At 72.6% G+C, this 23,809-nt stretch carries 17 protein-coding genes; 8 read left to right on the forward strand and 9 right to left on the reverse strand.

Translation table 11 applies throughout. The annotated features are described in order from the left end of the window. Window positions 1-15 precede the first annotated feature (15 nt). The 3 genes from N8K70_RS02450 to N8K70_RS02460 form a co-directional block, all read right to left on the reverse strand. Window positions 16-633: a hypothetical protein gene (locus tag N8K70_RS02450; protein ID WP_317140030.1), complete on the reverse strand. Its 618-nt coding sequence runs from the start codon at window positions 631-633 to the stop codon at window positions 16-18. Beyond that, window positions 633-3,098 (reverse strand): glycoside hydrolase family 3 C-terminal domain-containing protein, encoded by a 2,466-nt coding sequence (locus N8K70_RS02455; protein WP_317140031.1) that lies wholly within the window; start codon window positions 3,096-3,098, stop codon window positions 633-635. The genes N8K70_RS02450 and N8K70_RS02455 overlap by 1 nt, the downstream gene beginning before the upstream one ends. Before the next feature lie 67 nt (window positions 3,099-3,165). Beyond that, a complete protein-coding gene (locus N8K70_RS02460) occupies window positions 3,166-6,066 on the reverse strand; it encodes a glycoside hydrolase family 3 N-terminal domain-containing protein (protein WP_317140032.1) in 2,901 nt (966 codons plus the stop codon). A 209-nt stretch (window positions 6,067-6,275) separates the two neighbouring features. Here N8K70_RS02460 and N8K70_RS02465 point away from each other — a divergent pair, with 209 nt between their 5' ends. After that, on the forward strand, window positions 6,276-6,881 hold the full coding sequence (locus N8K70_RS02465; RefSeq protein ID WP_317140033.1) for a nucleoside deaminase: 606 nt from the start codon (window positions 6,276-6,278) through the stop codon (window positions 6,879-6,881). Here N8K70_RS02465 and N8K70_RS02470 read toward each other — a convergent pair. Then, window positions 6,863-8,074, reverse strand: coding sequence for an MFS transporter (locus N8K70_RS02470; protein ID WP_317140034.1), 1,212 nt, complete (start codon window positions 8,072-8,074; stop codon window positions 6,863-6,865). The genes N8K70_RS02465 and N8K70_RS02470 overlap by 19 nt on opposite strands. A 69-nt stretch (window positions 8,075-8,143) precedes the next feature. Here N8K70_RS02470 and N8K70_RS02475 point away from each other — a divergent pair, with 69 nt between their 5' ends. Beyond that, window positions 8,144-9,067 carry a LysR family transcriptional regulator gene (locus tag N8K70_RS02475; RefSeq protein ID WP_317140035.1) on the forward strand — a complete coding sequence of 308 codons (924 nt, stop codon included), beginning with the start codon at window positions 8,144-8,146 and terminating at the stop codon, window positions 9,065-9,067. Window positions 9,068-9,160: 93 nt separating this feature from the next. Here the strand turns inward: N8K70_RS02475 and N8K70_RS02480 are convergent, their stop codons facing one another. The 4 genes from N8K70_RS02480 to N8K70_RS02495 all read right to left on the reverse strand — a co-directional run bounded on the left by N8K70_RS02480 (window position 9,161) and on the right by N8K70_RS02495 (window position 14,858). Next, on the reverse strand, window positions 9,161-10,606 hold the full coding sequence (locus tag N8K70_RS02480; RefSeq protein ID WP_317140036.1) for a lipase maturation factor family protein: 1,446 nt from the start codon (window positions 10,604-10,606) through the stop codon (window positions 9,161-9,163). 161 nt (window positions 10,607-10,767) lie between these two features. Beyond that, complete coding sequence (locus N8K70_RS02485; RefSeq protein ID WP_317140037.1) at window positions 10,768-12,825, reverse strand: NAD(+) synthase; 2,058 nt, start codon at window positions 12,823-12,825, stop codon at window positions 10,768-10,770. Between the two features lie 181 nt (window positions 12,826-13,006). Then, window positions 13,007-13,666, reverse strand: coding sequence for a response regulator transcription factor (locus N8K70_RS02490; protein WP_317140038.1), 660 nt, complete (start codon window positions 13,664-13,666; stop codon window positions 13,007-13,009). Then, window positions 13,659-14,858 carry an ATP-binding protein gene (locus N8K70_RS02495; RefSeq protein WP_317140039.1) on the reverse strand — a complete coding sequence of 400 codons (1,200 nt, stop codon included), beginning with the start codon at window positions 14,856-14,858 and terminating at the stop codon, window positions 13,659-13,661. Before N8K70_RS02495 ends, N8K70_RS02490 begins: the two co-directional genes overlap by 8 nt. Window positions 14,859-14,963: 105 nt before the next feature. Here N8K70_RS02495 and N8K70_RS02500 point away from each other — a divergent pair, with 105 nt between their 5' ends. From N8K70_RS02500 to N8K70_RS02515, 4 genes are all read left to right on the forward strand, one after another. Beyond that, window positions 14,964-16,529, forward strand: a complete 1,566-nt coding sequence (locus tag N8K70_RS02500; RefSeq protein ID WP_317140040.1) for a PspC domain-containing protein — start codon at window positions 14,964-14,966, stop codon at window positions 16,527-16,529. After that, a complete protein-coding gene (locus N8K70_RS02505; RefSeq protein WP_317140041.1) occupies window positions 16,526-16,909 on the forward strand; it encodes a hypothetical protein in 384 nt (127 codons plus the stop codon). The genes N8K70_RS02500 and N8K70_RS02505 overlap by 4 nt, the downstream gene beginning before the upstream one ends. 263 nt (window positions 16,910-17,172) lie before the next feature. Next, window positions 17,173-18,054, forward strand: a complete 882-nt coding sequence (locus N8K70_RS02510; RefSeq protein ID WP_317140042.1) for an SDR family oxidoreductase — start codon at window positions 17,173-17,175, stop codon at window positions 18,052-18,054. A 38-nt stretch (window positions 18,055-18,092) separates the two neighbouring features. Beyond that, window positions 18,093-21,692 carry a TM0106 family RecB-like putative nuclease gene (locus N8K70_RS02515; RefSeq protein WP_317140043.1) on the forward strand — a complete coding sequence of 1,200 codons (3,600 nt, stop codon included), beginning with the start codon at window positions 18,093-18,095 and terminating at the stop codon, window positions 21,690-21,692. On the opposite strand, the gene upp is transcribed toward N8K70_RS02515, so the two are convergent. Then, on the reverse strand, window positions 21,677-22,309 hold the full coding sequence (upp, locus tag N8K70_RS02520) for a uracil phosphoribosyltransferase (RefSeq protein ID WP_317140044.1): 633 nt from the start codon (window positions 22,307-22,309) through the stop codon (window positions 21,677-21,679). The two genes, N8K70_RS02515 and upp, sit on opposite strands and share 16 nt — an antisense overlap. A 59-nt stretch (window positions 22,310-22,368) precedes the next feature. Here upp and N8K70_RS02525 point away from each other — a divergent pair, with 59 nt between their 5' ends. After that, entirely contained in the window at window positions 22,369-23,193 is an 825-nt protein-coding gene (locus N8K70_RS02525) for an SDR family NAD(P)-dependent oxidoreductase (protein ID WP_317140045.1), read from the forward strand. A gap of 53 nt (window positions 23,194-23,246) precedes the next feature. After that, window positions 23,247-23,708, forward strand: coding sequence for a nucleoside deaminase (locus tag N8K70_RS02530; RefSeq protein WP_317140046.1), 462 nt, complete (start codon window positions 23,247-23,249; stop codon window positions 23,706-23,708). The last annotated feature ends 101 nt before the right edge of the window (window positions 23,709-23,809 follow it).

Consider the following 23,809-nt stretch of genomic DNA (forward strand, 5'->3'; position numbering starts at 1 on the left):
TGCCCGTCCGGACGCTCAGTTGACAGGAGCGGCGAGGGTTTCGTCCTGCCGCTGACGGAAGATGACCCTGAAGATGGGATAGAACACCCAGAACGAGATCGCCGAGTTGACGATCATCGTCACGACGTCGGCGACGACCTGGCCGGTGCCGCCCCAGCCCCAGCCGTTCATGAGCAGGTCGTAGATGGGCGCCTTGTAGAAGCCCTGCGCCGCGGCCGCGATGAACGTGATGACGACGTAGGCGATGGCGTACCAGAAGGCCGCGACCCAGATCGACGTGTTCGACTTGAACGTGATGTTGCGCTGCAGGAAGAAGTTGATCACCTGCGCGATGAGCAGCGTGATCTGCACCGCGAGGAAGTACGCGAGCCCGCCGCCGCCCTCGGGCAGCTGTCCGGCGGCGTAGTCGAACATGTAGTACTGGCTGCCGTCGACGTTCGAGCCCACCGGAAGCACCTGGAAGGACACGTCCACGAGGCCGGTGAACGCGTCGAGGCCCCAGCGGAAGACCGGCATGAGGGCGAGCTGCAGCACGGTGACGCCGTTGGAGAGCACGAAGAACATGAGGAACCTCGACAGCTCCGGATGCCTCTCCTGGAAGCCCCGCCACCACGTCCCGATCGAGGCGAACATCAGGCGCTCCTGGTCGAGGTGAGGCGGCCGGCGTCGGGCGACGCGGCGGACCGGAAGGCCTCGCGGGTGCGCTTCTCCTCGCGGCGTCCGCGGAAGAAGGCGGCGGCGACACGGCCGAGGCCGCGGATCGTCTGCCCGTTGACGAGCGTGAGCAGGGCGTCGGTGAGCCGGCGCGTGGCCAGTCCGCCGCTCATCTTGGAGATCAGCCGGAAGGGGCCGTTGAAGACGAAGAGGATGTCGAGATCCGGATGGCCGGACCTCGCGGCCTTCCGGCGGCGCGCGTCGAGGATGCGGAACGCCAGGCGCGCGAGGCCGCTGCGCGCCACGCGGAGCCGGTCGATGGGGTCGTTGACCTCCAGCGGGCCCCTGCCCCAGCCCGCCGGCGGCACGGTGCGGCCGAGGAGGGCGGCGAACGTGTCGTCGGAGACGTTGCGGATGTCTGCCGCGGCGTAGACCGCGAGCGCGGGATCCGGCGTGCCCGCGGCCACGGTGCCCTCGACGGGGACGACGGCGGTGAGCGGAAGATCGCGCACGTTCGGCCCGACGGCGATCTCGTAGTCGCCCTGCTCGATCCGCCATGTCCCCTCGGCGACGTCGAAGTGGCGGAACGCGCGCTCGCCGAGCCCGATCGTCACGGTCTCGGAGCGGCCGGGCTCGAGCCGCACCTTCGCGAAGCCCTTGAGCTCGCGCGCGGGGCGGTGGACCCGGCCTCCGCCGAGCCTGCGCACGTACAGCTGCGCGACGTCGGCGCCGGCGGCGTCGCCGGTGTTCGTCACGGTGAAGGTCGCCGTGCCGTCCTCGACCCGCAGGCCGGAGTACGCGAACGTCGTGTAGCCGAGGCCGAAGCCGAAGGGGAAGGCCACGTCGACGCCGGCCGTCTCGTAGTAGCGGTAGCCGGCGTAGAGGCCCTCGCGGTACTCGCTCGTGCGCTGCGTGCTGGGGAACCGGCCCGCCGTCGGGGTGTCGCCGAGGCGGACGGGCGCGGTCTCGGCCAGACGCCCGCCGGGGCCCGTCGCACCCGTGACGACGTCGAGGACCCCTTCGGCGCCGGCCTGCCCGCCGAGGTACGCGTGCAGGAGGGCTGCAGCGTCGTCCAGCCACGGCGTCTCGACGACACCGCCGGCGCTCAGCACGACCACCGTGCGGGGGTTCGCCCGGGCGACCGCCCGGAGGAGGCCGACCTGCACGGCGGGAAGCGCGAGGCCCGAACGGTCGAGGCCCTCGGACTCGGAGATCTCGGGCAGCCCGAGCGCGAGCAGGGCGACGTCGGCGGTCTCCGCGAGCGCGGCCGCTTCCGCCAGGAGGCCGGCGTCCGCCGCGCCGTCGCGGCGGAAGCCGCGCGCGAAGCCGGTGAGGACGAGGCCCGTGTCCCCGATCGCCTCGCGCAGGCTCGTCAGGCGTGTGGGGTTCACGGCGGACGAGCCGGCTCCCTGATACCGCGGCGTGTCGGCGAAGTCGCCGATGAGGGCGACGCGCGTGCCGCTCCCGAGGGGGAGCAGGCCGCCCTCGTTCCTCAGCAGGACGGCCGACTCCGCCGCGGCCCTGCGCGCCAGCGCGTGGTGGGCGTCGACGTCGAAGCGCGCGGTGACGGCGCGCTCCGTGACGCGGCGGACGAGGTCGAGCAGCTCGCCCACCCGGGCGTCGAGGTCCGCCTCGTCGAGGTCGCCGGCCTCGATGGCGGCGACGATCTGCCGCACGGAGTCGTAGCCGGGCGAGGGCATCTCGACCGTGCCGCCCGCGCGCACCGCGGCGACGGCGTCGTTCCCGCCGCCCCAGTCGGAGACGACCGCGCCGTCGAAGCCCCATTCCCTGCGGAGGACGTCGATGAGGAGATGCGGGTTCTCATGGGCGTAGACGCCGTTCACGAGGTTGTACGACGACATGATGGCCCACGGGCTCGCCTCGCGGACCACGATCTCGAACGCCGTGAGGTAGAGCTCCCGAAGCGTGCGCTCGTCGACCACGGAGTCGCTGACCATGCGCCGGAGCTCCTGGCTGTTCACCGCGAAGTGCTTCGGAGTCGCCGCCACTCCCTGCGACTGGATGCCGCGCACATAGGCGGCGGCGAGGCGGCCCGCGAGCTCGGGGTCCTCCGAGAAGTACTCGAAGCCGCGCCCGCCGAGCGGGCTGCGCTTGATGTTGAGCCCGGGACCGAGCAGCACGTGCACGCCCTGCGATGCGGCCTCGGCGCCGAGTGCGGCGCCGATCTCGGCGGCGAGGCCCTCGTCCCAGCTGTTCGCCACGGTCGCCGCCGTGGGGAAGCACGTGGCGGGCTCCGAGCCGTGGATGCCGAGGTGATCGGCCGAGCCGACCTGTTTGCGCACGCCGTGCGGGCCGTCCGACATCCACACCGCGGGGATGCCGAGCCGTTCGACGGCGCGTGTCTGCCAGGTGTTCTCGCCGCTCAGCAGTGCGGCCTTCTCGAGCAGGGTGAGCTCGGAGAGGAGCGTTGTGGTCTCGTTCACGATGACGTCTTCCTGTGCGGGGCCGGGAGGCGCGCCTCCCGGCCCCGGGTCGTGTGGCGGATGCCGGTCAGTAGGACTCGGCGCCCGCCGCGGCGATGGACGGGTGGGCCCTGTGGCGGCGGACCCGGACGATGATCCAGATCACCCCGGCCACCACGAGGAGCGCGAGCAGGACGGTCCCGGCGATGACGCCGATCTCCCAGCCCGCCAGCTGGTAGCTCAGCGTGGCGCCCGACGCCATCCCGTTGACCGCGTTGGAGTTCGCGACGGTGTAGAGGATGTTGTGGGCGGCGTACCGCAGGTTCTCCTGCGCGGCGGGGCTCGCGGTGTCCTCGATCGTCTTCGAGCCCTCGAACGTGAGCATGAGGTCCGTGCCGCGGGCGTCCCAGGCCTGGTCGGGGTACATGTACCCGTAGAGGTTGAAGTCCGTGATCGCGAAGCCCTCGAAGCCCCACTCGCCGCGCAGGACGTCGTGCATGAGCGCCTCGGAGCCGCCGGCCCACGTCGCGCCGATGCGGTTGAACGAGCTCATGATGGCCGTCGAGCCGATCTCGGTCGTCTGCAGCACGCCGTCGGCGTCGTAGTACTCCACCTCGCCGCTGGCGTCCTTGACGACCGTCTCGAAGGGCTTGAGGTACAGCTCCCGGATGGTCTGCTCGGTCGCCCACGTCGACAGCCCATCGCCGTTCACGCGGTTGGTCTCCTGATCGTTCATCGCGAAGTGCTTCGTGAACGAGTACACGCCCTTGGTGAGCGCGCCGTCCACCACCTGGGTCGCGAGCGCCCCGGAGAGCACGGGGTCCTCCGAGTAGTACTCGAAGTTGCGTCCGGCGAACGGCGACCGGTGGAGGTTGACCGCCGGGGCGTACCAGCCGTTCGCGCCCATCGTGAGCGCCTCGTCGCCGATCGCCACGCCCATCCGCTCGGCGAGGTCCCTGCTCCACGTCTGCCCGATGAGGTACTCCGACGGGAACGCGGTGCCCGTCCACAGCTCGGGGTTGATGAACGAGGAGAACCCGGCGGGACCGTCGAGATCGTTCGTGCGGATCTTGCCGATCTCGGGGAAGGCGGCCGTGTTGTAGGCGCCGGAGTTCAGCATGGTCAGCACCTCGTCGAGCTCCAGCCGGTCGAGGAGCTCCTCCCAGGCCGGGTCGTCGTAGGCGAGACCGCGCAGGTCGACGAGCGAGACGTCGCCGTCCGCGCCCCAGGTCGGCTCCTCGGCGTCCTCGTCCGCGAGGACGGAGGCGTCGAAGGGCTCGTACGCCGCGACCGTCGCCTCGCTCGCGACGAGATCGTCGCCCTCGGGCGCCGTCGGGAAGGTCCCCGCGAAGTCGGCGCGCGAGAACTCGGTGCGCCGACCCTCCGTGAACTCCGCCGTGACGTCGTCGAAGCGGTTCGTCGCGGCATCGGCGTCGCTCGCGCGGCCGTCGGAGTAGGCGACCGTCTCGTCGACCGTGTAGACGATCGGGTCGACGCCGTCCTTCGGCGTGTGCGAGTCGGTCTGGAGCGTGATCTCGTAGTCGCCCTCCTCCAGCACGTACGCTGCGGCATCGGCCGAGTCGTAGGAGGCCATGTCCTCCACGGCGATCGTGACGGTGACGGTCTCGGACGCGCCGGGCTCGATGACCGCCGTCTTGGCGAAGTCCCCCAGCACGACGTGGGCCTTCTCGATGCCGCCGGGGGTGTAGGGGGCGGTGTAGTAGAGCTGGACGACGTCCTGACCGGCGACGTCGCCCGTGTTCGCGACCTCGACGTCCACCGAGATCTCGCCGTCGACGGCACCGGTCTCGGAGTCCGTGACGGCCCAGTCGAACGTCGTGTAGCTCAGCCCGTACCCGAAGGGGTAGACGACGGCGTCGTCGTAGTCGACGAAGCCCTCGACCGCAGCGGTCTCGTAGTACCGGTAGCCGCTGTAGATGCCCTCCTCGTAGTCGACGAAGTACGCCTCGTCGAGGTTCGAGTAGGAGAAGTCTCCGAAGTTCACGAAGGACGGATCGGCCGTGAAGTCGCGCGAGAACACGTCGACCGTGTGCCCGGAGGGGTTCACCGCGCCGCTGAGGATGCCGCCGAGCGCGTTGAAGCCGGTGACGCCGGGCGACCCGGCGAGGACGATGCCGTCGACGGCGGGGGCGTCCTCGAGGACGCCGAGCTCCATCGAGGTCGACGCGTTGATCACCACGACGACCGTCTCGAAGCTCTCGGCGGCCAGCGCGACGAGGTCCTTCTCGTCCTGGTTCAGCTCGAGCTGGTGCTGCCCAGGCTCGGCGTTGTCGTCCCACGCCTCCATGTTCGTGGCGAGGTCTCCGCCCTCGCCGCCGCCGCGGCCGATGACCACGACGCCCGCGTCGCCGTACTCGGCGAAGCTGTCGAGCGCGTCCTGCGAGTAGTCGGACACCGGCATCTCGCCGATGTCGTAGTTGGACTCCTCCGGCTTGTCCATGACGATGTTCGTCCGGCCGCCCTCGGACGCCGGGTTCGCCTCGGCGAAGGCGGCGAGCTCCTCGTACACGGTGTCGTTGACCGTGAAGCCGGCGTTCTCGAGGCCCCGACGGATGTCCACGGCCGTGCGGGTGTCGGCCGTGCCCGATCCGGACCCGCCGTACACGGGGTCGGCCGCACCGCGGCCGAGGAGGGTGACCGCGCCGGTGCCGAGCGGCAGCGCGCCGTTGTTCTTGAGCAGCGTCATGCCCTCGTCGGCGATGTCCTCCACCAGCTCCGCGGAAGCGGCCTTCGCCTCGCCCTCGGTCGCGTAGCCGGCCTCGTTGTACGTGGTGTCGAGCTGCTCGCCCTCGGCGGTGTTGCTGACGACGTACGTGCCCGTCCCCATGTACGACTCGATGGCGCCGCGGAACATCCCGATCGCGACGTTCGCTCCCACGGCCACGATCGCGACGAACGCGACGACCGGGATCCAGATCGCGAGGAACGTCCTGTTCGACATCGGACGTCTGGTCTTCGCTGAACCCATGTGCTCTCTCCTCCTGCTGCCGGTCTCCTCCGGCGGAGACCCGCGCCGTGCTTCGGTGCGACGACGTCTTCCCCCATTCCAGCGCCCGCGCGCGCCCCGTGAGCGGGCGGACGCACAATCTGTCGTTTCGCGCGGATGATCTGTCGGCGCCTCTTCGCCGGGCGGGGTCGCGACACATGCGCGACACATGGATGGCGCATGCTGGCGGGATGGAGTTCCCGCCTCTCGCCGCCTCGTACACCATCGCCCTGCCCTCGTGGATCGAGGACGAGCTCGCAGACGTCCCCGACGTCGTCCCGACCCTCGAGGAGCGCATGGCCCTCGTGAACCGTCTCGCGGACCGCAACTGGCGCGAGGGCAACGGCGGGCCGTTCGCGGCGCTCGTCGCCGAGGCCGACACGGGGCGCATCGTCTCCGTCGGCGTCAACGTCGTGCTCTCGACGGGGGTCACGTCGGGCCACGCCGAGGTGACCGCGCTCGGTCTCGCCCAGGCCCGTGTGGGCGCGTGGGACCTCGGCGGCGCGGGACAGCCGCGGCACGAGCTCGTGGTCAACTGGCGCCCGTGCGTGCAGTGCTACGGCGCGGCGATGTGGTCGGGCATCACGACGCTCGCGATCGCCGGCTCCGGACCCGAGTGCGAGGAGATCACGACGTTCGACGAGGGGCCGATGATCGAGGACTGGGCCGCCGCGTTCGAGGCCCGCGGCATCGCCGTGATCGACGGCGTCGCGAAGGACGAGGCGATCGCCGTCTTCCGCGAGTACCGCGCCGCCGCCGACGCGGGTGCGATCACCGTCTACAACGCCCGCGGCTGACGGCCGGGCGCCGTCGCCGACAGCGCGCAGGCGGCCGCCGCGATCGCGAGGCCGGAGAGCACGGCCACGACGGCGGGCCATCCGAAGGCGCTCCACGCAGCGCTGCACAGCCATCCGAACAGGCTCGACCCGGCGTAGTAGAACACGTTGTACATCGAGCCCGCGCTCGCGCGGTCGGGACCTGCGATCCCCGCCACCGCGGAGCTCGCCACGGAGTGGGCGAGGAACATCCCCGTCGTGACGAGGACGACGCCCGCGACGACGAGCGGCAGCGGGATCGCCCAGGTGAGCAGGGCTCCCGCGAGCATGAGCGCGCAGCCTGCGAGGAGCGGCGTCCGGAGGCCGAAGCGCGCCGTGAGCCGCCCGGAGAGCTGTGCGGCCGCGGTGCCGCCGAGGTACGCGAGGAAGACGAAGGACACCACGGCGGCGGGCAGTGCATAGGGCGGCGCCTCGAGGCGGAACGTGATGGCGTTGTACATGCCGAGCATGGCGCCCAGGAGCACCCCTCCCATGAGGAAGAGCGCACGCAGGCGCCGATCGCGCAGCTGCGCGACGAAGGTGCGGAGCGTTCGCCGTGCGGGCGTGCGGGACGGCTCGGTGCGGGGGAGCAGCACGGCCATCGTGATCGTCACGGCCGCGCCGAGCGCGTCGAGGACGAGCAGCCCGCTCCGCCATCCGCCGAGGTCGGCGAGGACGGGGGCCACGACCCGCCCCGCGAGACCCCCGACGCTCGCGGCGGCGATGTAGCCGCCCGCGATGACGCCCGCGAGCCGTCCCGAAAGCCTCTCGTGCACCATCGCGACGGCGAGCGCCGGGATGCCCCCGATCGCGGCACCCTGCAGGACGCGGCCGGCGACGAGCGCCTCGAGGGTCGGGGCGAACGGCAGCAGGAGCGCGACGAGCGCGGAGGACAGGGCGGAGACGCGCATGGACCAGGCGATGCCGATGCGCCCGGCGAGCACGGCCCACACCGGCAGGGAGAGCGCGAGACCCAGGGTGACTCCCGAGACGACCCACGCGACGGCGGCGGCGGAGCGCCCGGTGTCGGCCGCGATGAAGGTGAGGAGCCCCTGCGGCGCGTGGAGGAGCGCGAAGGTCGCGACGCCGGCGCACCACATCGCGACCGAGAGGCGGCGCGTCGGCGCGTTCTCGGCGTCGGCGCGCTGTCGCGGGCCCGCGGCGGTCGAGGTCACACGGCAACGCTAGCGCGCGACATCCATGCGGTTCCAATACCAGAATACCTTGTTCGATATCATCAGAGCATGGATCTTCCGCGACTCCGCGCCATCCTCCCCCTCGTCCCCGTGCTCGTCGCGGTCGGCGAGACCGAGCACGTCACGGCGGCCGCCGAGCTCCTCGGGATGCCCCAGCCCAACGTGAGCCGCGCCATCCGCACCCTGGAGCAGCGGCTCGGCGCCGCCCTCGTCGAGCGGCACGGCCGCGGCGTTCGGCTCACCCCCGACGCCCGGGCACTGCTCCCGGCGTTCCGGCGCGCGCTGCAGGAGCTGGAGGAGGGCGTCGACACCGTCACGGGATCGTCCGCCGTGACGGTCGCCCTCGCGTTCCAGACCTCGCTCGGCGAGCGCTTCATCCCCGAGGTCCTGAGCGAGGTGCGGCGGGATCGCCCGGAGATCCGCTTCGAGCTGCACCAGGGCGCGAGGACGCTGCTCATCGATCAGCTGCGAGGGGGCCGTGTCGCCCTGGCGCTCGTCGTCGACAGGCCGCCCCTCGGCGACCGCGTCGACGTCGTGCCGCTCTTCGAGCAGCCGCTGGTCGCGCTCGTGCCCGACGGGCATCCGCTGGCAGCGCATCCGTCGGTGTCGGTGCCCGAGATCGCGGCGTCGCCCATCGTGACCCTCGCCGAGGGGTTCGGCCTGCGCGACTCGCTCGACCTGCTCTTCGCGCGCAGCGAGCTGACCCCGCGCATCGCGTTCGAGGGCGAGGACCTCATCACGGTGCGCGGCCTCGTGACGGCCGGCCTCGGCGTCGCGATCATGCCCGAGCAGCCCGCGACGCCGGCCGGATGCGTCCAGGTGCCCATCCGCAGCCGTCTCGCCTCCCGGCGGATGTGCGCCGTCACGGCCGAGGGCGAGTCGCGCCCCGCCGTCCTGTTCGTGCGCGACGTGCTCGTCCGCATCGCCCGCGAGCGCCGCATCTGGGCCGAGGCGCCCGGCGCGTCGCGCTGAGCGCATCCGGCCAGCGCCGGCCCATCCGCCGCCGTCGGGCGGATGCCGGTCGGCGGACGGGAGGACGGAGGCCGGGCGGTCGGACGGAGTGCGTCACGCGTCGAGCGAGGACGGCGGGACGACCGTGCGGCGCCGATCGCGCACCCAGCGCACGCCGGTGTCGCGGAGCTCGGCCCGCGTGGCGAAACGGTAGCGATAGGACACGACGCGGACGGCGCGCGGCGGGCGACCGCCGAAGGGATCGTGCGCGAGGAGCCGCAGGGTGGCGCGATCGGCCTCGAGAAGACGCAGGAGGAGCGCGAGGAACCAGCCGTCGAGGCCTCGTCCGAGCGGGAGGAACCACATGAGCCAGTCGAGCCGAAGATGATACGGGGCGACCTGACAGGGCCGCCGGCGCACGTCGCCCGGCTTCCCGCGGAAGCCGTACTCGCGCCATCCGGCATCGTCCTGATCGAGCGTGCCCTCGACCACGAACTCGATCCGCTCCTTCGTGACGGTGCCGAACGCCCCGTATGCGTTGGCGAGGTTCCAGCGGTTGAAGCTCGCGTTCATGAGCTGGTGTCGGGAGAAGAGGTTCCGAAGCGGCTGCCAGCTCAGCACGAGGTACAGCGCCGTCACTCCGGATGTGACGACGAGCCAGGGGACGGGGATGGACGCGGCCGGGACGCCCGCGGGCGGCACCGCGATCGCCGAGAAGGCGAGCACGATCGTCGCGATGTTGAGCCAGGCGAAGTTGCCCGTGACGACGAGCCACAGCTGCGTAGCGACGACGATCGCCGCCGCGATGGCGCCGACGAGCTGCGGCACGGCACCCGGCAGCCAGAGCCCGAGGAACGGCGCGAACAGGAGCCAGGGCACGACGAGCTGGGCGATGTGGTTCCCGATCGCCTCGAGGCGGTGGAACCAGCGCGGCAGCAGATGCGCCTGGCGGCTGAGCGGCCCCGGCATCGGCTGGGTCTCGTGGTGGTAGGTGAGCGCGGTGAGATCGCGCCACTCCCTCCCGCCGCGGATCTTGATCATCCCGGCGCCGAACTCGAGACGGAACACGAGCCACCAGAAGAGCACGACGATCGCCGTCGGTGGGGGCTGATCCTGCGACCCGAGGAACGCCGCGAGGAACCCTGCCTCGAGGAGCAGCATCTCCCATCCGAAGCCGTAGAACGTCTGCCCGATCGAGACGACCGACATGTAGCCGAGCCACAGCGCGAGGAAGCAGGCCATCGGCGCCCACGGCGGACCCGCCTGCGGCAGCCCGACGACGAGCATGAGGCCCACGGCGATGCCGCCGGCGCAGAGGGCGACGAGCCGCCGGTCCGTGTACCGGATCCAGCGGAAGACGGTCGGACGGAGGGCCTTCGCCGCGCGGGACGACGAGCGCGCCCGGTCCAGGAGCGCGGGGGCGGGAAGGAGCCCGCGCTCCCCGAGCAGCGGGCGGAACTGGTTCAGCGTCGAGAGGAACGCGACGACGTACAGCGCCGCGATGCCGCGTTGCAGCACCTCTCGCGCGAGCGCGAAGTCGACCGCCGCGAAGCCGTCCATGTCGCCACGATACGCGCGGGGCACCGCCCCGGCTCGGCGAGAGTCCATCCGGCCGGTGAGAGTCCATCCGGCCGGTGAGAGTCCGGATGGCGCGCGCATTCTTGCGGCGTCTGTGGATTCTCGTGGGGAAGAAGGGGCGCGGGAGCGCGGGCCGGATGAGCTCAGTCGACGAGGCCGGGGAGTGCGGCCCTCAGCTCGGCGAGCCAGGCGCGGGCGTTGCCGTCGGACGGCGCGCGCCAGTCGCCGCGCGGCGAGAGCGATCCCGCGGGCGACACCTTGGGGCCGTTCGGGATCGCCGAGCGCTTGAACTGCGCGAAGCCGAAGAAGCGCTCGAGGAACACCTGCTCCCACTTCACGATCGTCGCGAGGTCGTAGGCGTAGCGGTCCGCCACGGGGAAGCCGGGGGGCCAGGCCCCTGCATCGGGATCGGCCCAGGCCCGCTCGGCGAGGAAGGCGATCTTCGACGGGCGGAAGCCGTGCCGCAGCACGTGGAAGAGCGTGAAGTCGTGCAGCGCGTAGGGCCCGATCGTGCTCTCCGTCGACTGCACCTTGCCGTCCTGGCCCGCGGGCACGAGCTCGGGGCTGATCTCGGTGTCGAGCACGGACTGCAGCACGACGGCCTCGTCGTGCGAGACGCCCTGGCCCTCCGCGACGACCCAGCGGATGAGGTGCTGGATGAGCGTCTTCGGCACGCCCGTGTTCACGGCGTAGTGGCTCATCTGGTCGCCCACGCCGTACGTCGCCCAGCCGAGGGCGATCTCCGACAGGTCGCCCGTCCCGACGACGATGCCGCCGTGGTGGTTCGCGAGCCGGAAGAGGTAGTCGGTGCGCAGCCCCGCCTGCACGTTCTCGAACGTGACGTCGTAGACGGGCTCGCCGTCGGCGAACGGATGGCCCATCCTCTGCAGCATCTCGGTCGCGGCGGGCCGGATGTCGATGGTCTCGATCGTCGCGCCGACCGACTCGGCCAGCGCGATCGCGTTCGACTTCGTGTGGTCGCTCGTCGCGAAGCCCGGCAGCGTGTACGCGAGGATGTCGCTGCGGGGCCGGCCCATCCGGTCCATGGCGCGGGCGATGACGAGCAGGGCGTGCGTGGAGTCCAGCCCGCCGCTCACCCCGATGACCGGCTGGGGGTCGCCGATCGCCCGCAGGCGCTGCACGAGGCCCGTCACCTGGATGTTGAACGCCTCGTAGCAGTCCTGCGCGAGGCGGGCGGGGTCGTCGGGCACGAAGGGGAAGCGATCGAGCGCTCGCCGCAGTCCCACGTCGCCGCGCGGCGGGTCGAGCTCGAAGGAGATCGTGCGGAACTCCGTGCGGCCGGCGAGCGTGCGGCGGTTGTCGTCGAACGTGCCCTGGCGGAGCCGGTCCTGCCGCAGCCGGTCGAGGTCGACGTCGGCGACGGCGTGACGCGCGCCGTCGGGGAAGCGCTCCGTCTCGGCGAGCAGGCCCCCCGCCTCGTAGACGAACGTCTGGCCGTCCCAGGAGACGTCGTTGGTCGACTCGCCGAGCCCCGCCGCCGCGTACACGTACGCCGCGAGGCACCGTGCCGAGGCCGACTTGCCCAGCAGATGGCGGTCGTCCGCGCGCGCGATCGTGATGGGGCTGCCGGAGAGGTTCAGCAGCACGGTCGCGCCGGCGAGCGCTGCGAGCGACGACGGGGGCACGGGCACCCACATGTCCTCGCAGACCTCGGCGTGGACGACGAGGCCGGGGACATCCGTCGCCTCGAAGAGCAGATCCGGTCCGAACGGCACGTCGCGCGCGCCGACGCGGATCGTGCCGCGCTGATCGTCGCCGGGGGCGTACCAGCGGCGCTCGTAGAACTCGCGGTAGGTCGGCAGGTAGGACTTCGGCGCGACGCCGAGGATCCGCCCGCGGTGGATGACGACCGCGGTGTTGTAGACCCGGCTGCCGTGCACGAGGGGCGCGCCGACGACGAGCACGGGGAGCAGGTCGGCGGATGCCGCGACGATCGTCTCGATCGCGGTCACGACGTCGTCGAGCAGCGCGTCCTGCAGGACGAGGTCGTCGATCGCGTATCCGGAGAGGCACAGCTCGGGGAAGACCGCGACCGCGACGGCGTCGTCGTGGAGCTCCCGTGCGCTCGCGAGGACGGTCTCGGCGTTGGCGGCCGGATCGGCGATCGCGAGCGGGATGGTCGCCGCCGCGACGCGGGCGAAGCCGTGGCGGTATGCGCTGCCGAAGTCGAAGTCGCTCACGGGTCCAGTCTCGCACCCCGCGACGCGCGGGTGCGCGGGTGGGGCTCGCCGTCATCCGGCCCTCAGCGCCGGGGATCCCGCGAACGCCGGATCGATACGGGCGAAAGCATCCGGTGTTCGCGGGATCCCCGGTGTTCGGGTGCCGGACGGCGCGCGCGGGACCGGATGCGGCGCCGAGTGACTACAGCAGGCGCCTGGCCGTCGCCCACGCCGTGAGCTCGTGCCGCGAGGAGAGCTGGAGCTTCCGCAGCACGGCCGACACGTGGGTCTCGACGGTCTTGACGGAGATGTACAGCTCGGAGGCGACCTCCTTGTACGCGTATCCCCTGGCGATGAGGCGCATGACCTCCTGCTCGCGCGCCGAGAGACGGTCGAGCTCGTCGTCGGCCGTCGCCGTCTCGCCCGAGGCCGCCCCGAAGGCGTCGATGACGAAGCCGGCGAGCCGCGGGGAGAACACGGCGTCGCCCGAGGCGACGAGCCGCACGGCCTCCGAGACCTCCGCACCGGAGGCGCCCTTCGTGATGTAGCCGCGGGCGCCGGCGCGGATGACGCGCACGACGTCCTCCGCGGCATCCGACACGCTCAGCGCGAGGAACCGCGTCGCCGGTGCGAGGGGGCCGGCCTGCCGCAGCACGTCCTCACCCCCCGCCGATCCTGCGGAGCCGCCGGGCAGGTGGACGTCCAGCAGCACGACGTCGGGCCGGGTCTCGGCGATGACCGACACGGCGCTCGCGACGTCCGCCGCCTCGCCGACGACCGTGAGCGCCCGGTCGAGGTCGGCGCGCAGGCCCGAGCGGAAGATCGAGTGGTCGTCGACGATGACGACCGTCAGCTCAGGCACGGGCACCCGCCGCCGGATAGCGGATGTGGACCTGGGTGCCGCCCTCGCCCGGGGAGACCGTGGCGACGCCGCCGATGCGCCGCATCCGTGCGACGATCGACTCCCGCACGCCGAGCCGGTCGTCGGGAACCGCCTGCGGATCGAACCCCGGACCGCGATCGCGCACGTAGACGTCGACCGCGCCGGGCGATCCCTCGATGTAGACGGAGACGTCGCCGCCCGCGTGCCGTGCGGCGTTGAGCATCGCCTCGCGCGCGGCCGCCGCGACCTCGCCGCTGGCGCGCTCGGTGGACGAGCCGGCGGAGACGACCGTCATCGCGACCTCGTAGTCGAGCTCGAGGGCCGTCGCGTAGTCGCGCAGGTCGGTCGCGAGGTCGCTGTCGGCCGGAGCGTCGGCGTCGTAGAGCCAGGCGCGCAGCTCCCGCTCCTGGGCGCGGGCGATACGGCCCACCTCGCTCGACGCGCCCGCGCGGTTCTGGATGAGGGCGAGCGTCTGGAGCACGGAGTCGTGCAGGTGCGCCGCCATCGCGGAACGCTGCTCCTCCCGGATGCCCTCGACGCGTGCGGTCTGCAGTTCGCGGAAACGCGCGATCCAGGTCGACGACCAGACCGCGGCGATGCACATGACGGCGGCGAGCGCGAGGAGGAGGGCGAAGACGCCGTACTCGCTGCCGCTGCCGACGAGGAGCGAGCCGAACGCGAGCAGGACCAGAAGCGCCGTGGAACTCACACGTGCCGTGCGGTCGTGCGCGGGGCCGCGCGCCGGGTCCGTGCGGTCGAACAGGGCCGACCAGACGCCGCCGGCAGCCGTCAGCGGGATCGCGAGGGCGAGGGCTGCGACCACGGTCAGCGACATGACCCCGTCGCCGTATCGGACGATGTCGAGCAGCGCGGGTGTGGTGACGAGCGAGATCGTCGCCGCGGCGCCGAGCAGGACGACCGAGACCGGTGCCCGGCGCGTCACGCGTGCGTCCCCCGGCGTGAGCGGTGCGAAAGCCCACAGCCACGCGTAGAGCAGCGCGCCGGCACCGAACACGGCCGTCGTGCAGACGAACAGCGCGCGTGTGACGCCCGTGCGCCATCCGAGGTGCTCGGCGAGCCCCTCCGCGACGCCGGCGACCATCATGCGACGCGGACGCACGAGCGGCGGGTGCGGCGCGAACCCGGCGACGGGGAGGGGCAGAGCGGTCATGCTCCCCATGAAAGCACCCCGGCACGATATGGCGGGACGGTTTCGGGGTCGGATCAGGGTCATCCCTCATGGCGGCACGGGCCGGCCTCGCGCGACGATCGGAGCATGAACGAATCGACCACCGCGTCTGCACCGGGCGCCGCGGCGCCGCCCGCTCCCGGGCGCTTCGGCCTCTGGGTCCGCTCGCTCGGCCTCGTGCGCTCCGACGCATGGATCGGGGGCGTCTGCTCCGCGATCGCCCATCGCATCGGCGTCGACCCGGCGATCGTGCGCGGCGTCTTCGTCGTCGCGACCCTCTTCGGCTTCCCGGGCCTGTGGCTGTACGCGATCGGATGGGCCTTCCTCCCCGACGAGACGGGGAGGAGCCCGCTCGGCGGCGGGCGGGCGGACGACCCCGCGCTGTTCGGCGTGGGGATCACGGTCTTCCTCGCGGTCGTGTCGACGTGGGCGGGCAGCTGGCTCGCAGGGCTCGTGTTCGGATGGCCCGACTCGCGGGGCCTCGCCGATGCGGTCGGCGCCGGCCTGCTTCCGCTCGCGGTCGTCGGAGGCCTGGTCGGACTCGTCCTCTGGCTCGTGCGGCGGCCCGCGCGGTCTTCGTCCCCCGGATCGGGCGGGGGCCTCGGCGGGGGCCAGGGAGCCCTCGCCGACCGCGGGGCGGCAGCGGGGGCTGTCGCCCCGCCCTTCGGGGAGCCGTCCGCGGGGAGGATCGGGGAGCGGGGCGCGACGGACATCGCAGGGCCGTCCCCGGAGCCTGCCACGAAGGCGGACCCGGAGGACGCGGGCGTCGTCCCTGCGGCCCTTCCGGCGGATCCGTCCGCCGGTCTCGGAGGGGACGCCGACTTCGACGCGTGGCGCCAGCAGCAGGAGGCCTGGCATCAGCAGCACGAGGGATGGCGCGAGCAGCAGGCCGACGCGGACCGGGTCGCGAGGGAGGAGGAGCGCGCTCGCCGCAGGGCCGCGTCGCAGGCCTTCGCGGAGGAGTCGGCGCGGCTCCGTGCCGAGCGACGGGCATCCCGTCCGCGCATCTCGCTCGCCTACGGAGCGTCGACGCTGGGCCTCGCCCTCGTGCTCGGCGCCGTGACCGCCCTCGTCGTGATGAAGGACGAGGGATGGCCGTCCCCGACGGACCAGATGGTCGCGTCGATCTCCGGTGCGCTGCTCGCCGCGGGCGGCGTGGCCGCCGCCGGGATGATCGCGGCGGGCCTCCTCCGGCGGCGCAGCGGGGCGCTCGCGTTCATGACCGTGGTGTGCACGGTCGTCGGCGGGGGGACGCTGTTCGCGAGCGTCGGGCTTTTCGGGATCGCCTCGTCGACGGGATACGAGATCGGCGCGGGGGAGTACGCCATCGAGCAGACGTTCGGGGAGCTGCACCTCGCGGTGACGGCGAACGACGCGGAGCCGGGTGAAGCCGATGTCCGGCTGCGCAGCGGGACGACGTTCCTGACGGTGGACCCGGATGTCGAGCTGGACGCCACGCTCCGCCTGGCGGAGGGCGACGTCCAGGTCGTCACGTCGTCCGGGGGCGAGATCGAGGTCGAGCACCTCGTCCCCGAGGACGGTGTCGTGACGTGGCGCCACACAGGCGACGCCGACACCGGGATCGTGCGGACGATCGACGTGACGCAGGGGTCGGGAAGCATCATCATCCAGGTGCAGGAGGAGACGCGATGAGCGAGCGGGAATCCAGGACGGACGAAACACGCGACGGCGAGACGCGGGTCTTCGCCCCCATCGCGACGGCGTCGATCCCGACCGATGCCGAGGTGCTGCCCGCGCTCGCGGCGGGCACCGAGCAGGAGAGCCCGCGCATCCGCTGGGCGTCCGTCATCTGGGGCGTCGTCTTCACGGCCCTCGCAGGCGCCGGGCTGTGGGTCGCGACGAGCCCTGGGCGCTATCTCGACGCGCAGTCGGCGACGATCGACTGGGTGCTCGCCGTCGACCCGGTCACGGGGACCGTCGCCGTCGTGCTCGTCGCCGGTGTCGTCATCCTCGTGGCGGGGCTCGCCGGGCCCGCCCGCCGCATCCAACGCCGCCTGTCCGCCCGAGGCTGAGCGGCGCGCCCCGTTCGCCGGTGCGGAAGCCGTCATCCGGCCCTCAGCGCCGGGGATCCCGCGAACGCCGGATCGATACGGGCGAAAGCATCCGGTGTTCGCCGGATCTCCGGTGTTCGGGCACCGTGCACCGTGCACCGTGCTTCCGCACCGATCAAGGACAAGCCCCCGCGAGGGGAGTACGCTCGCAGCATGCAATGCCTGTGAGCCGGCCTCCGCTCCCGACCCGTCGCGCCGTCGGCGCATGTCGCAAAGGCTCACGCATGCACGCTTCCCCTTCGCTCCCCCTGCTCGGGCGGACCGCGCTCGTCACGGGCGTCTCCCGCCGCCGCGGCATCGGCTTCGCCGTCGCCCGCACGCTCGCGTCGCGGGGCGCGAGCGTCTTTTTCCATCACTTCCGGCCGCACGACCTCGATCAGCCGTGGGGCGGAGACGACCTGGATGCGGTCCGCGACGGCGTCCGGGAGGCGCTCGTCGACGGCGCGCGCCTCGGCGACGCGAGCGCCGATCTCGCGGACGCGGCGCAGATCCCGGCGCTCCTCGACGCCGCGTTCGCCCTGACGGGCCGGCTCGACGTCGTCGTCTGCAACCATGCGCGAAGCGGGGGAGACGGCGGCCTGCTCGGCATGACGGCGGAGCGGCTCGACGCCTTCTGGGACGCCAATGCCCGCTCGTCGCTGCTGCTCACGGCCGAGTACGCCCGGCGCGTGTCGGGCGCGGGCACCGACAGGGCGCGGATGCCCGGCGAGCGCGGGGAGCGCACGGGGCCCTTCGCCGCGCCGCGGGGGCACGTGTTCTGGATGACCTCGGGCCAGATCCACGGGCCCATGCGCGGCGAGATCGCCTACGCGACGAGCAAGGCCGCGCTCGCGGGCATCACGTCGACCGCCGCAGCCGAGCTCCTCGACGAGGGAATCGTGCTGAACACGATCAACCCAGGGCCCGTGAACACGGGTTATCTCGACCCCGAGACGACCGACAGGCCGCTCGACGGCGTCGAGGAGACGCTCGCCGCCATGCCGTTCGGGCGCTTCGGGCGGCCGCAGGACCCGGCGGAGCTCGTCGGATGGCTGGCGTCCGACGCCGGGTCGTGGGTCGTCGGGCAGGTGCTCACGAGCGACGGCGGGTTCTCGCTCGGGGGATGACGGCGCGGAATGTCGGCGCGCCCGGCTAGCGTCGGAGCGTGAGATACATCCCGGCAGAGCAGCGTATCGTCTGGAGCGCGAGCGACCTCAAGGCGGCCGCCGAGTGCGAGTTCGCCTGGCTGCGGGCGATCGACGCGAAGCTGGGGCGGACGGCGGCCGTCGACGAGCCCGAGGACGCCATGCTCGAGCGCGCGGCGCGTCTGGGCGATCGCCACGAGGAGCGCGTGCTCGCGCGCTACCGCGACGAGGTCGGCGACGGCGTCGTCGAGATCGAGAGGGCGTCGTCCGCGGACGCCGAGGCGCTGGGCGCGGCGGTCGACCGGACGATCGACGCCCTCGGCTCGGATGCGCGGGTGCTGTTCCAGGCGGCGTTCGCGACGGACGAGTTCGTGGGGTTCGCCGACTTCCTCGTGCGGGAGGCGGATGGCCGGTGGCGCGTGCAGGACAGCAAGCTCGCCCGCACCGCGCGGGTCACGGCGCTCATGCAGCTCGCGGCATACGTCGACCAGCTCGATCGACTCGGCGTTCCCCGCTCGGGGGAGGTCGACCTGCTGCTGGGCGACGGCACGGTGTCGACGCATCGGGTGGACGACCTGCTGCCGCTGTTCGAGGTGCGCCGCGACCGGCTGCGCGCCCTCATCTCGGACCGCCGCGTCGAGAGCGGCGCCGGGGCCGAGCCGATCGCGTGGGGCGACGAGCGCGGCGACCTGTCGGTCGTCGCCTGCGGACGCTGTGCGACGTGCGAGCTCGAGGTCGTCGTGCACCGCGACCTGCTCCTCGTCGCCGGCATGCGTCCGACGCAGCGGGCACGGCTGCGCGATGCGGGCATCCGCACGATCGACGAGCTGGCCACGGCGGCGACAGGGCCGGAGAGGATGAGCGCCGAGACGTTCGACTCGCTGCGCACACAGGCGCGCCTGCAGCTCCGGAGCCCCGCCGGCGTGCCCGCCGCGGACGACCCGGCCGACGCGCATCCGGTCGATGCCCATCCGATCCCCGCCTACGAGGTCGTGCAGCCCGCCGCGCTCGGGGCCATGCCGCGGCCGAGCCGGGGCGACATCTTCTTCGACTTCGAGGGCGATCCGCTCTACAGCGAGCAGGTCGGCGCCGCCGCGGCGTCGTGGGGGATCGACTACCTCTTCGGATGGATCGATCTGGACGAGCGGTACTCCGCGCTCTGGGCGCACACGCTCGCGGAGGAGAAGCAGGCGCTCGAGAGGTTCTGCGACTTCGTCGCCGCGCGCCGCACCGCCCATCCCGACATGCACATCTACCACTACGCGCCCTACGAGCCGACGCATCTGTCGGCGATGGCGGCACGGCACGGCGTGCGCGAGGCCGACGTCGACCGCATGCTGCGCGACGAGGTCTTCGTCGACCTGTACCCGATCGTGCGCCGGGCGCTGCGGGTCGGGTCGCGGTCGTACTCGATCAAGAGGCTCGAGCCGCTCTACATGGGCGACGAGGTGCGCACGCAGGACGTGCAGAAGGGCGACGACTCCATCGGTCGCTACGTCGAGGCGCGAGCGCTGCTCGGCGACGGCCGGGAGGACGCGGCGCGCGAGATCCTCGACGACCTCGCCGACTACAACCGCTACGACTGCGTCTCGACGCGGCGCCTGCGCGACTGGCTCGTCGAGCGCGCCCGCGAGACGGGCGTGACGCCCGCCCCGCCGGAGGACGCCGACGAGCACGCCTATGCGCCGTCGCCGCTCGCGCTGGCGCTGGCCGCACGCGCGGCGACGCTGCGCGACTCCCGCGTCTCCGTCGACCCGGCGTCGGCGCCGACGGCCGACGAGGACGCGCTCCGTCTCGCCGCCGCCGCGATCGACTACTACCCGCGCGAGGCGAAGAGCTTCTGGCACGGGCACTTCCAGCGGCTGCGCGAGCCGCTGGGGCTCTGGAACGACACGCGAGACGTGCTCGCGATCGACGCGGAGCGCTCGCGCGTCGTCGAGGACTGGGATCGGCCGGAGGGCGCGAGATCGCTCCGCCGACTCGTCGCGCTGCGCGGCGAGCTCGCCCCCGGCACGCGCCTGAGCGACGGCGGCGAGCCCTATCTGCTCTACGCGCGCCCGGCGCCGTTCCCGAGCGAGGCCTCGCCCCGCTGGGTGCACGTCCCGAGGCAGGCGCGCGTCGTCGAGGTCCTCGACGACGGCGCCGTGATCGAGGAGCGCGCGGCGGGCGGCGAGACCTGGCAGGAGCTGCCGATCGCGCTCACGCCGTCCCCGCCGCCGCGCGCGGGCAATCAGCAGGGCGCCGTCGACGAGTGGGCGGAGTCCCTCGTCCGTGCGGGCGAGGCGGTCGACGGCGGCGACGGCTTCCCGGCCGACCCCGCCACCGACATCCTGCGGCGCCGGTCGCCGCGCGGGACCGTCGTCCCGTCGGCGGGCGACGACGTCGACGCGATCGTCCGCACCCTGCTCGGCCTCGACCGCTCCTTCCTCGCGGTGCAGGGTCCTCCCGGAACCGGCAAGACCTATGTGGGGTCCCATGTCATCGCGCGTCTCGTGAACGACCACGGCTTTCGGGTCGGCGTCGTCGCACAGTCGCACGCCGTCGTGGAGAACATGCTCGACCGCGTCGTCGCGGCGGGCGTGCCGGGGGAGAGGATCGCCAAGGCGCCGAAGAGCGGGTCGGAGCCCCGCGATCCCCGGTTCACGCTCATCCCCAAGAACGGCGTCGCGCCGTTCTCCGCCGAGCATCCCGACGGCCATGTGATCGGCGGCACCGCCTGGGACTTCAGCCATGCCGGGCGCGTGCCGCGCGGCGGCCTCGACCTGCTCGTCGTCGACGAGGCGGGCCAGTTCTCCCTCGCGTCGACGATCGCCGTGTCGGTCGCAGCACGCCGGCTGCTGCTGCTCGGCGATCCGCAGCAGCTGCCGCAGGTCAGCCAGGGTGTCCACCCGGAGCCCGTGGACACCTCCGCGCTCGGATGGGTGATGGCCGGCCAGCAGGTGCTGCCCGAGACGCACGGGTACTTCCTCGCCTCCTCCTGGCGGATGCACCCCGCCGTCGCGGACGCCGTGTCGCACCTCTCCTACGCGGGCCGGCTCGCGTCGCGCGACGGCGCCGATCGACGGGCGATCGACGGCCTCGTCCCGGGCGTGCATCCGGTGCCGGTGCGCCACCGGGGCGATGCGACGGAGTCACAGGCGGAGGCGGACGAGGTCGTGCGCATCGTGCGCGACGTGCTCGGCCGCGCGTTCACCGACATCCGCATCGACGACGACGGCATCGCCCATCCGCTGCCGCCGCGGACGCTCGCCGAGGACGACGTCATCGTCGTCGCGCCGTACAACGCGCAGCAGCGGCTCGTCGAGGAGACGCTCCGCGGCGCGGGCCACGGTCGGGTCCGCGTGGGCACGGTCGACAGGTTCCAGGGTCAGGAGGCCGCCGTCTCGATCGTCACGCTCGCGGCGTCGTCGGGCCGGGACGCGCCTCGCGGCACGGATTTCCTGCTGCTGCAGAACCGGCTCAACGTGGCGATCTCGCGCGCCATGGTGGCGGCGTATCTCGTCCACTCGCCCGCGCTGCTCGACGACCTGCCGTACGCGGCGGAGGGCGTCGCGCGCATGAGCGCGTTCGCGCGCCTGGTCGGGGCGGTGCGGCCGGGCGTGCCTCAGACGGTGCCGTAGAGGCGGTCGCCCGCGTCCCCCAGGCCGGGCACGATGTACCCGCGCTCGTTCAGTCCCCGATCGAGCGCACCGAGGACGAGCGTGACGTCGCGGTCGCCGACGAGGCTCTCGATCGCGTGCAGGCCCTCGGGCGTGCCGAGCAGGCAGACCGCCGTGACGTCGGTCGCGCCGCGGTCGAAGAGGTACTCGATGGCGGCCGCGAGCGAGCCGCCCGTCGCGAGCATGGGGTCGAGGACGAAGCACTGCCGGTCGCTGAGGTCGTCGGGGAGGCGCTCGGCGTACGTGGTGGGCTGCAGGGTCTCCTCGTTGCGGACGATGCCGAGGAAGCCCACCTCCGCCGTCGGGACGAGCTTCGTCATCCCCTCGAGCATGCCGAGGCCGGCGCGCAGGATCGGGACGACGAGGGGCTTCGGGTCGGCGATCTTCACCCCCGTGGTCTCCGTGACCGGCGTCCGGATGGTGAAGGGCTCGACGCGCACGTTGCGCGTCGCCTCGTAGGCGAGGAGCGTCATGAGCTCCTCCGTGAGCTGACGGAAGACGGGCGACGACGTGTTCTCGTCGCGGAGCACCGTGAGCTTGTGCGTGATGAGCGGGTGGTCGGCGACGTGCAAGCGCATGGACTCAGGCTACCGTGGCGGTACGAGGGCGAACCTCACCGGGGCGGACGGAGACCGACATGCGCACGATCGTGATCACCGGTGCGAGCGATGGGATCGGCGCGGCCGCCGCGGACCTTCTCGCGGGAGGGGACGACAGGCTGATCCTCGTCGGACGGTCGCCTGCGAAGACGAAGGCCGTCGCCGAGCGCGTCGGCGCGGAGCATCGGATCGCCGACTTCGAGCGTCTCGACGAGGTCCGCGACCTGGCCGCCGCGCTTCTCGCGTCCTGCGAGCGGATCGACGTGCTGGCCAACAACGCCGGCGGGATCTTCTCCGGCCCGACGCGCACCGTCGACGGGTTCGAGAAGACGTTCCAGATCAACCACCTCGCGCCGTTCCTGCTCACGAACCTGCTGATCGACCGGCTGGTCGACAGCCGGGCGGCGGTCGTCAACACCTCCAGCGTCGCCGCCCGCCTGTTCGGCCGCATCGATCTCGACGACCTCGAGACGTGGGACGCCTTCCGCCCGAACCGGGCCTACGGCAACGCCAAGCTCGCGAACATCCTGTTCACGCGGGCCCTGCACGAGCGCTTCCACGACCGGGGGCTGTCGACGGTCGCGTTCCACCCCGGGAACGTCGCGACGAGCTTCGCCTCCGACACCACCAGCCCTCTCCGGTGGATCTACCACGGGTTCTTGAAGAGGTTCCTCATCTCCCCCGAGCGCGGCGGCGCGACCCTCGCGTCCTTCATCGCCGGCGAGCCGGGAGCCGACTGGGCATCGGGCGAGTACTACGACGAGAACCGCAGGATCGGGCGCACCAACGCGCAGGCCTACGACCCCGAGATCGTCCGCGAGCATGGGGAGCGCAGCGCGCGGATGCTCGGCGTCCGCTGGTGAGCGCCGGTCCTGTCGTCCCGGCCGCCCGGGTCGGGGCCGCCTAGGCTCGACGCATGACACCCTCGCCGGCCGACCTCGCCGCGATGGGGCGCGCCCTCCGCCTCGCGGACGAGGCCGCGGAGGCCGGCGAGGTCCCGGTCGGCGCGGTCGTGCTCGGGGCGGACGGCGCCGTGCTCGGCGAGGGACGCAATCGCCGCGAGGAGACGCACGATCCGTCCGCGCACGCCGAGGTCGTCGCGATGCGCGAGGCCGCCGCCGCGATCGGCTCGTGGAACCTTGAGGGCTGCACCCTCGTCGTGACGCTCGAGCCGTGCGTCATGTGCGCGGGCACGCTGCTGCAGGCGCACGTCTCGCGGCTCGTCTTCGGGGCGTGGGACGACAAGGCCGGAGCGGCGGGGTCCCGCTACGACGTCGTGCGAGACCGGCGCCTGCCCGCGCGCGCCGAGGTCGTCGGCGGCGTGCGCGAGGAGGAGACGACCCGGCGGCTGAGGGCGTTCTTCGAGAGACGGCGCTGAGCGCGTCGTTGACGCAACTTACGCAAGCTATGCGCGAACGTGCCCCGGCGGGCAGCCTGGACGAGCGAGTCGAGGACGACCCGCCTTCGTTCATCCTCTGA

This window comes from Microbacterium sp. AB (assembly GCF_032878875.1).
Classification (GTDB): Bacteria; Actinomycetota; Actinomycetes; order Actinomycetales; family Microbacteriaceae; genus Microbacterium; species Microbacterium betulae.

Excerpts from the sequence above, each read along its gene's own strand:
- N8K70_RS02500 (WP_317140040.1), top strand. The coding sequence starts at position 14,964 with ATGAACGAATCGACCACCGCGTCTGCACCGGGCGCCGCGGCGCCGCCC.
- N8K70_RS02505 (WP_317140041.1), top strand. The coding sequence starts at position 16,526 with ATGAGCGAGCGGGAATCCAGGACGGACGAAACACGCGACGGCGAGACG.
- N8K70_RS02525 (WP_317140045.1), top strand. The coding sequence starts at position 22,369 with ATGCGCACGATCGTGATCACCGGTGCGAGCGATGGGATCGGCGCGGCC.
- N8K70_RS02460 (WP_317140032.1), bottom strand. The coding sequence starts at position 6,066 with ATGGGTTCAGCGAAGACCAGACGTCCGATGTCGAACAGGACGTTCCTC.
- upp (WP_317140044.1), bottom strand. The coding sequence starts at position 22,309 with ATGCGCTTGCACGTCGCCGACCACCCGCTCATCACGCACAAGCTCACG.
- N8K70_RS02475 (WP_317140035.1), top strand. The coding sequence starts at position 8,144 with ATGGATCTTCCGCGACTCCGCGCCATCCTCCCCCTCGTCCCCGTGCTC.
- N8K70_RS02465 (WP_317140033.1), top strand. The coding sequence starts at position 6,276 with ATGGAGTTCCCGCCTCTCGCCGCCTCGTACACCATCGCCCTGCCCTCG.
- N8K70_RS02495 (WP_317140039.1), bottom strand. The coding sequence starts at position 14,858 with ATGACCGCTCTGCCCCTCCCCGTCGCCGGGTTCGCGCCGCACCCGCCG.
- N8K70_RS02530 (WP_317140046.1), top strand. The coding sequence starts at position 23,247 with ATGACACCCTCGCCGGCCGACCTCGCCGCGATGGGGCGCGCCCTCCGC.
- N8K70_RS02450 (WP_317140030.1), bottom strand. The coding sequence starts at position 633 with ATGTTCGCCTCGATCGGGACGTGGTGGCGGGGCTTCCAGGAGAGGCAT.
- N8K70_RS02480 (WP_317140036.1), bottom strand. The coding sequence starts at position 10,606 with ATGGACGGCTTCGCGGCGGTCGACTTCGCGCTCGCGCGAGAGGTGCTG.
- N8K70_RS02510 (WP_317140042.1), top strand. The coding sequence starts at position 17,173 with ATGCACGCTTCCCCTTCGCTCCCCCTGCTCGGGCGGACCGCGCTCGTC.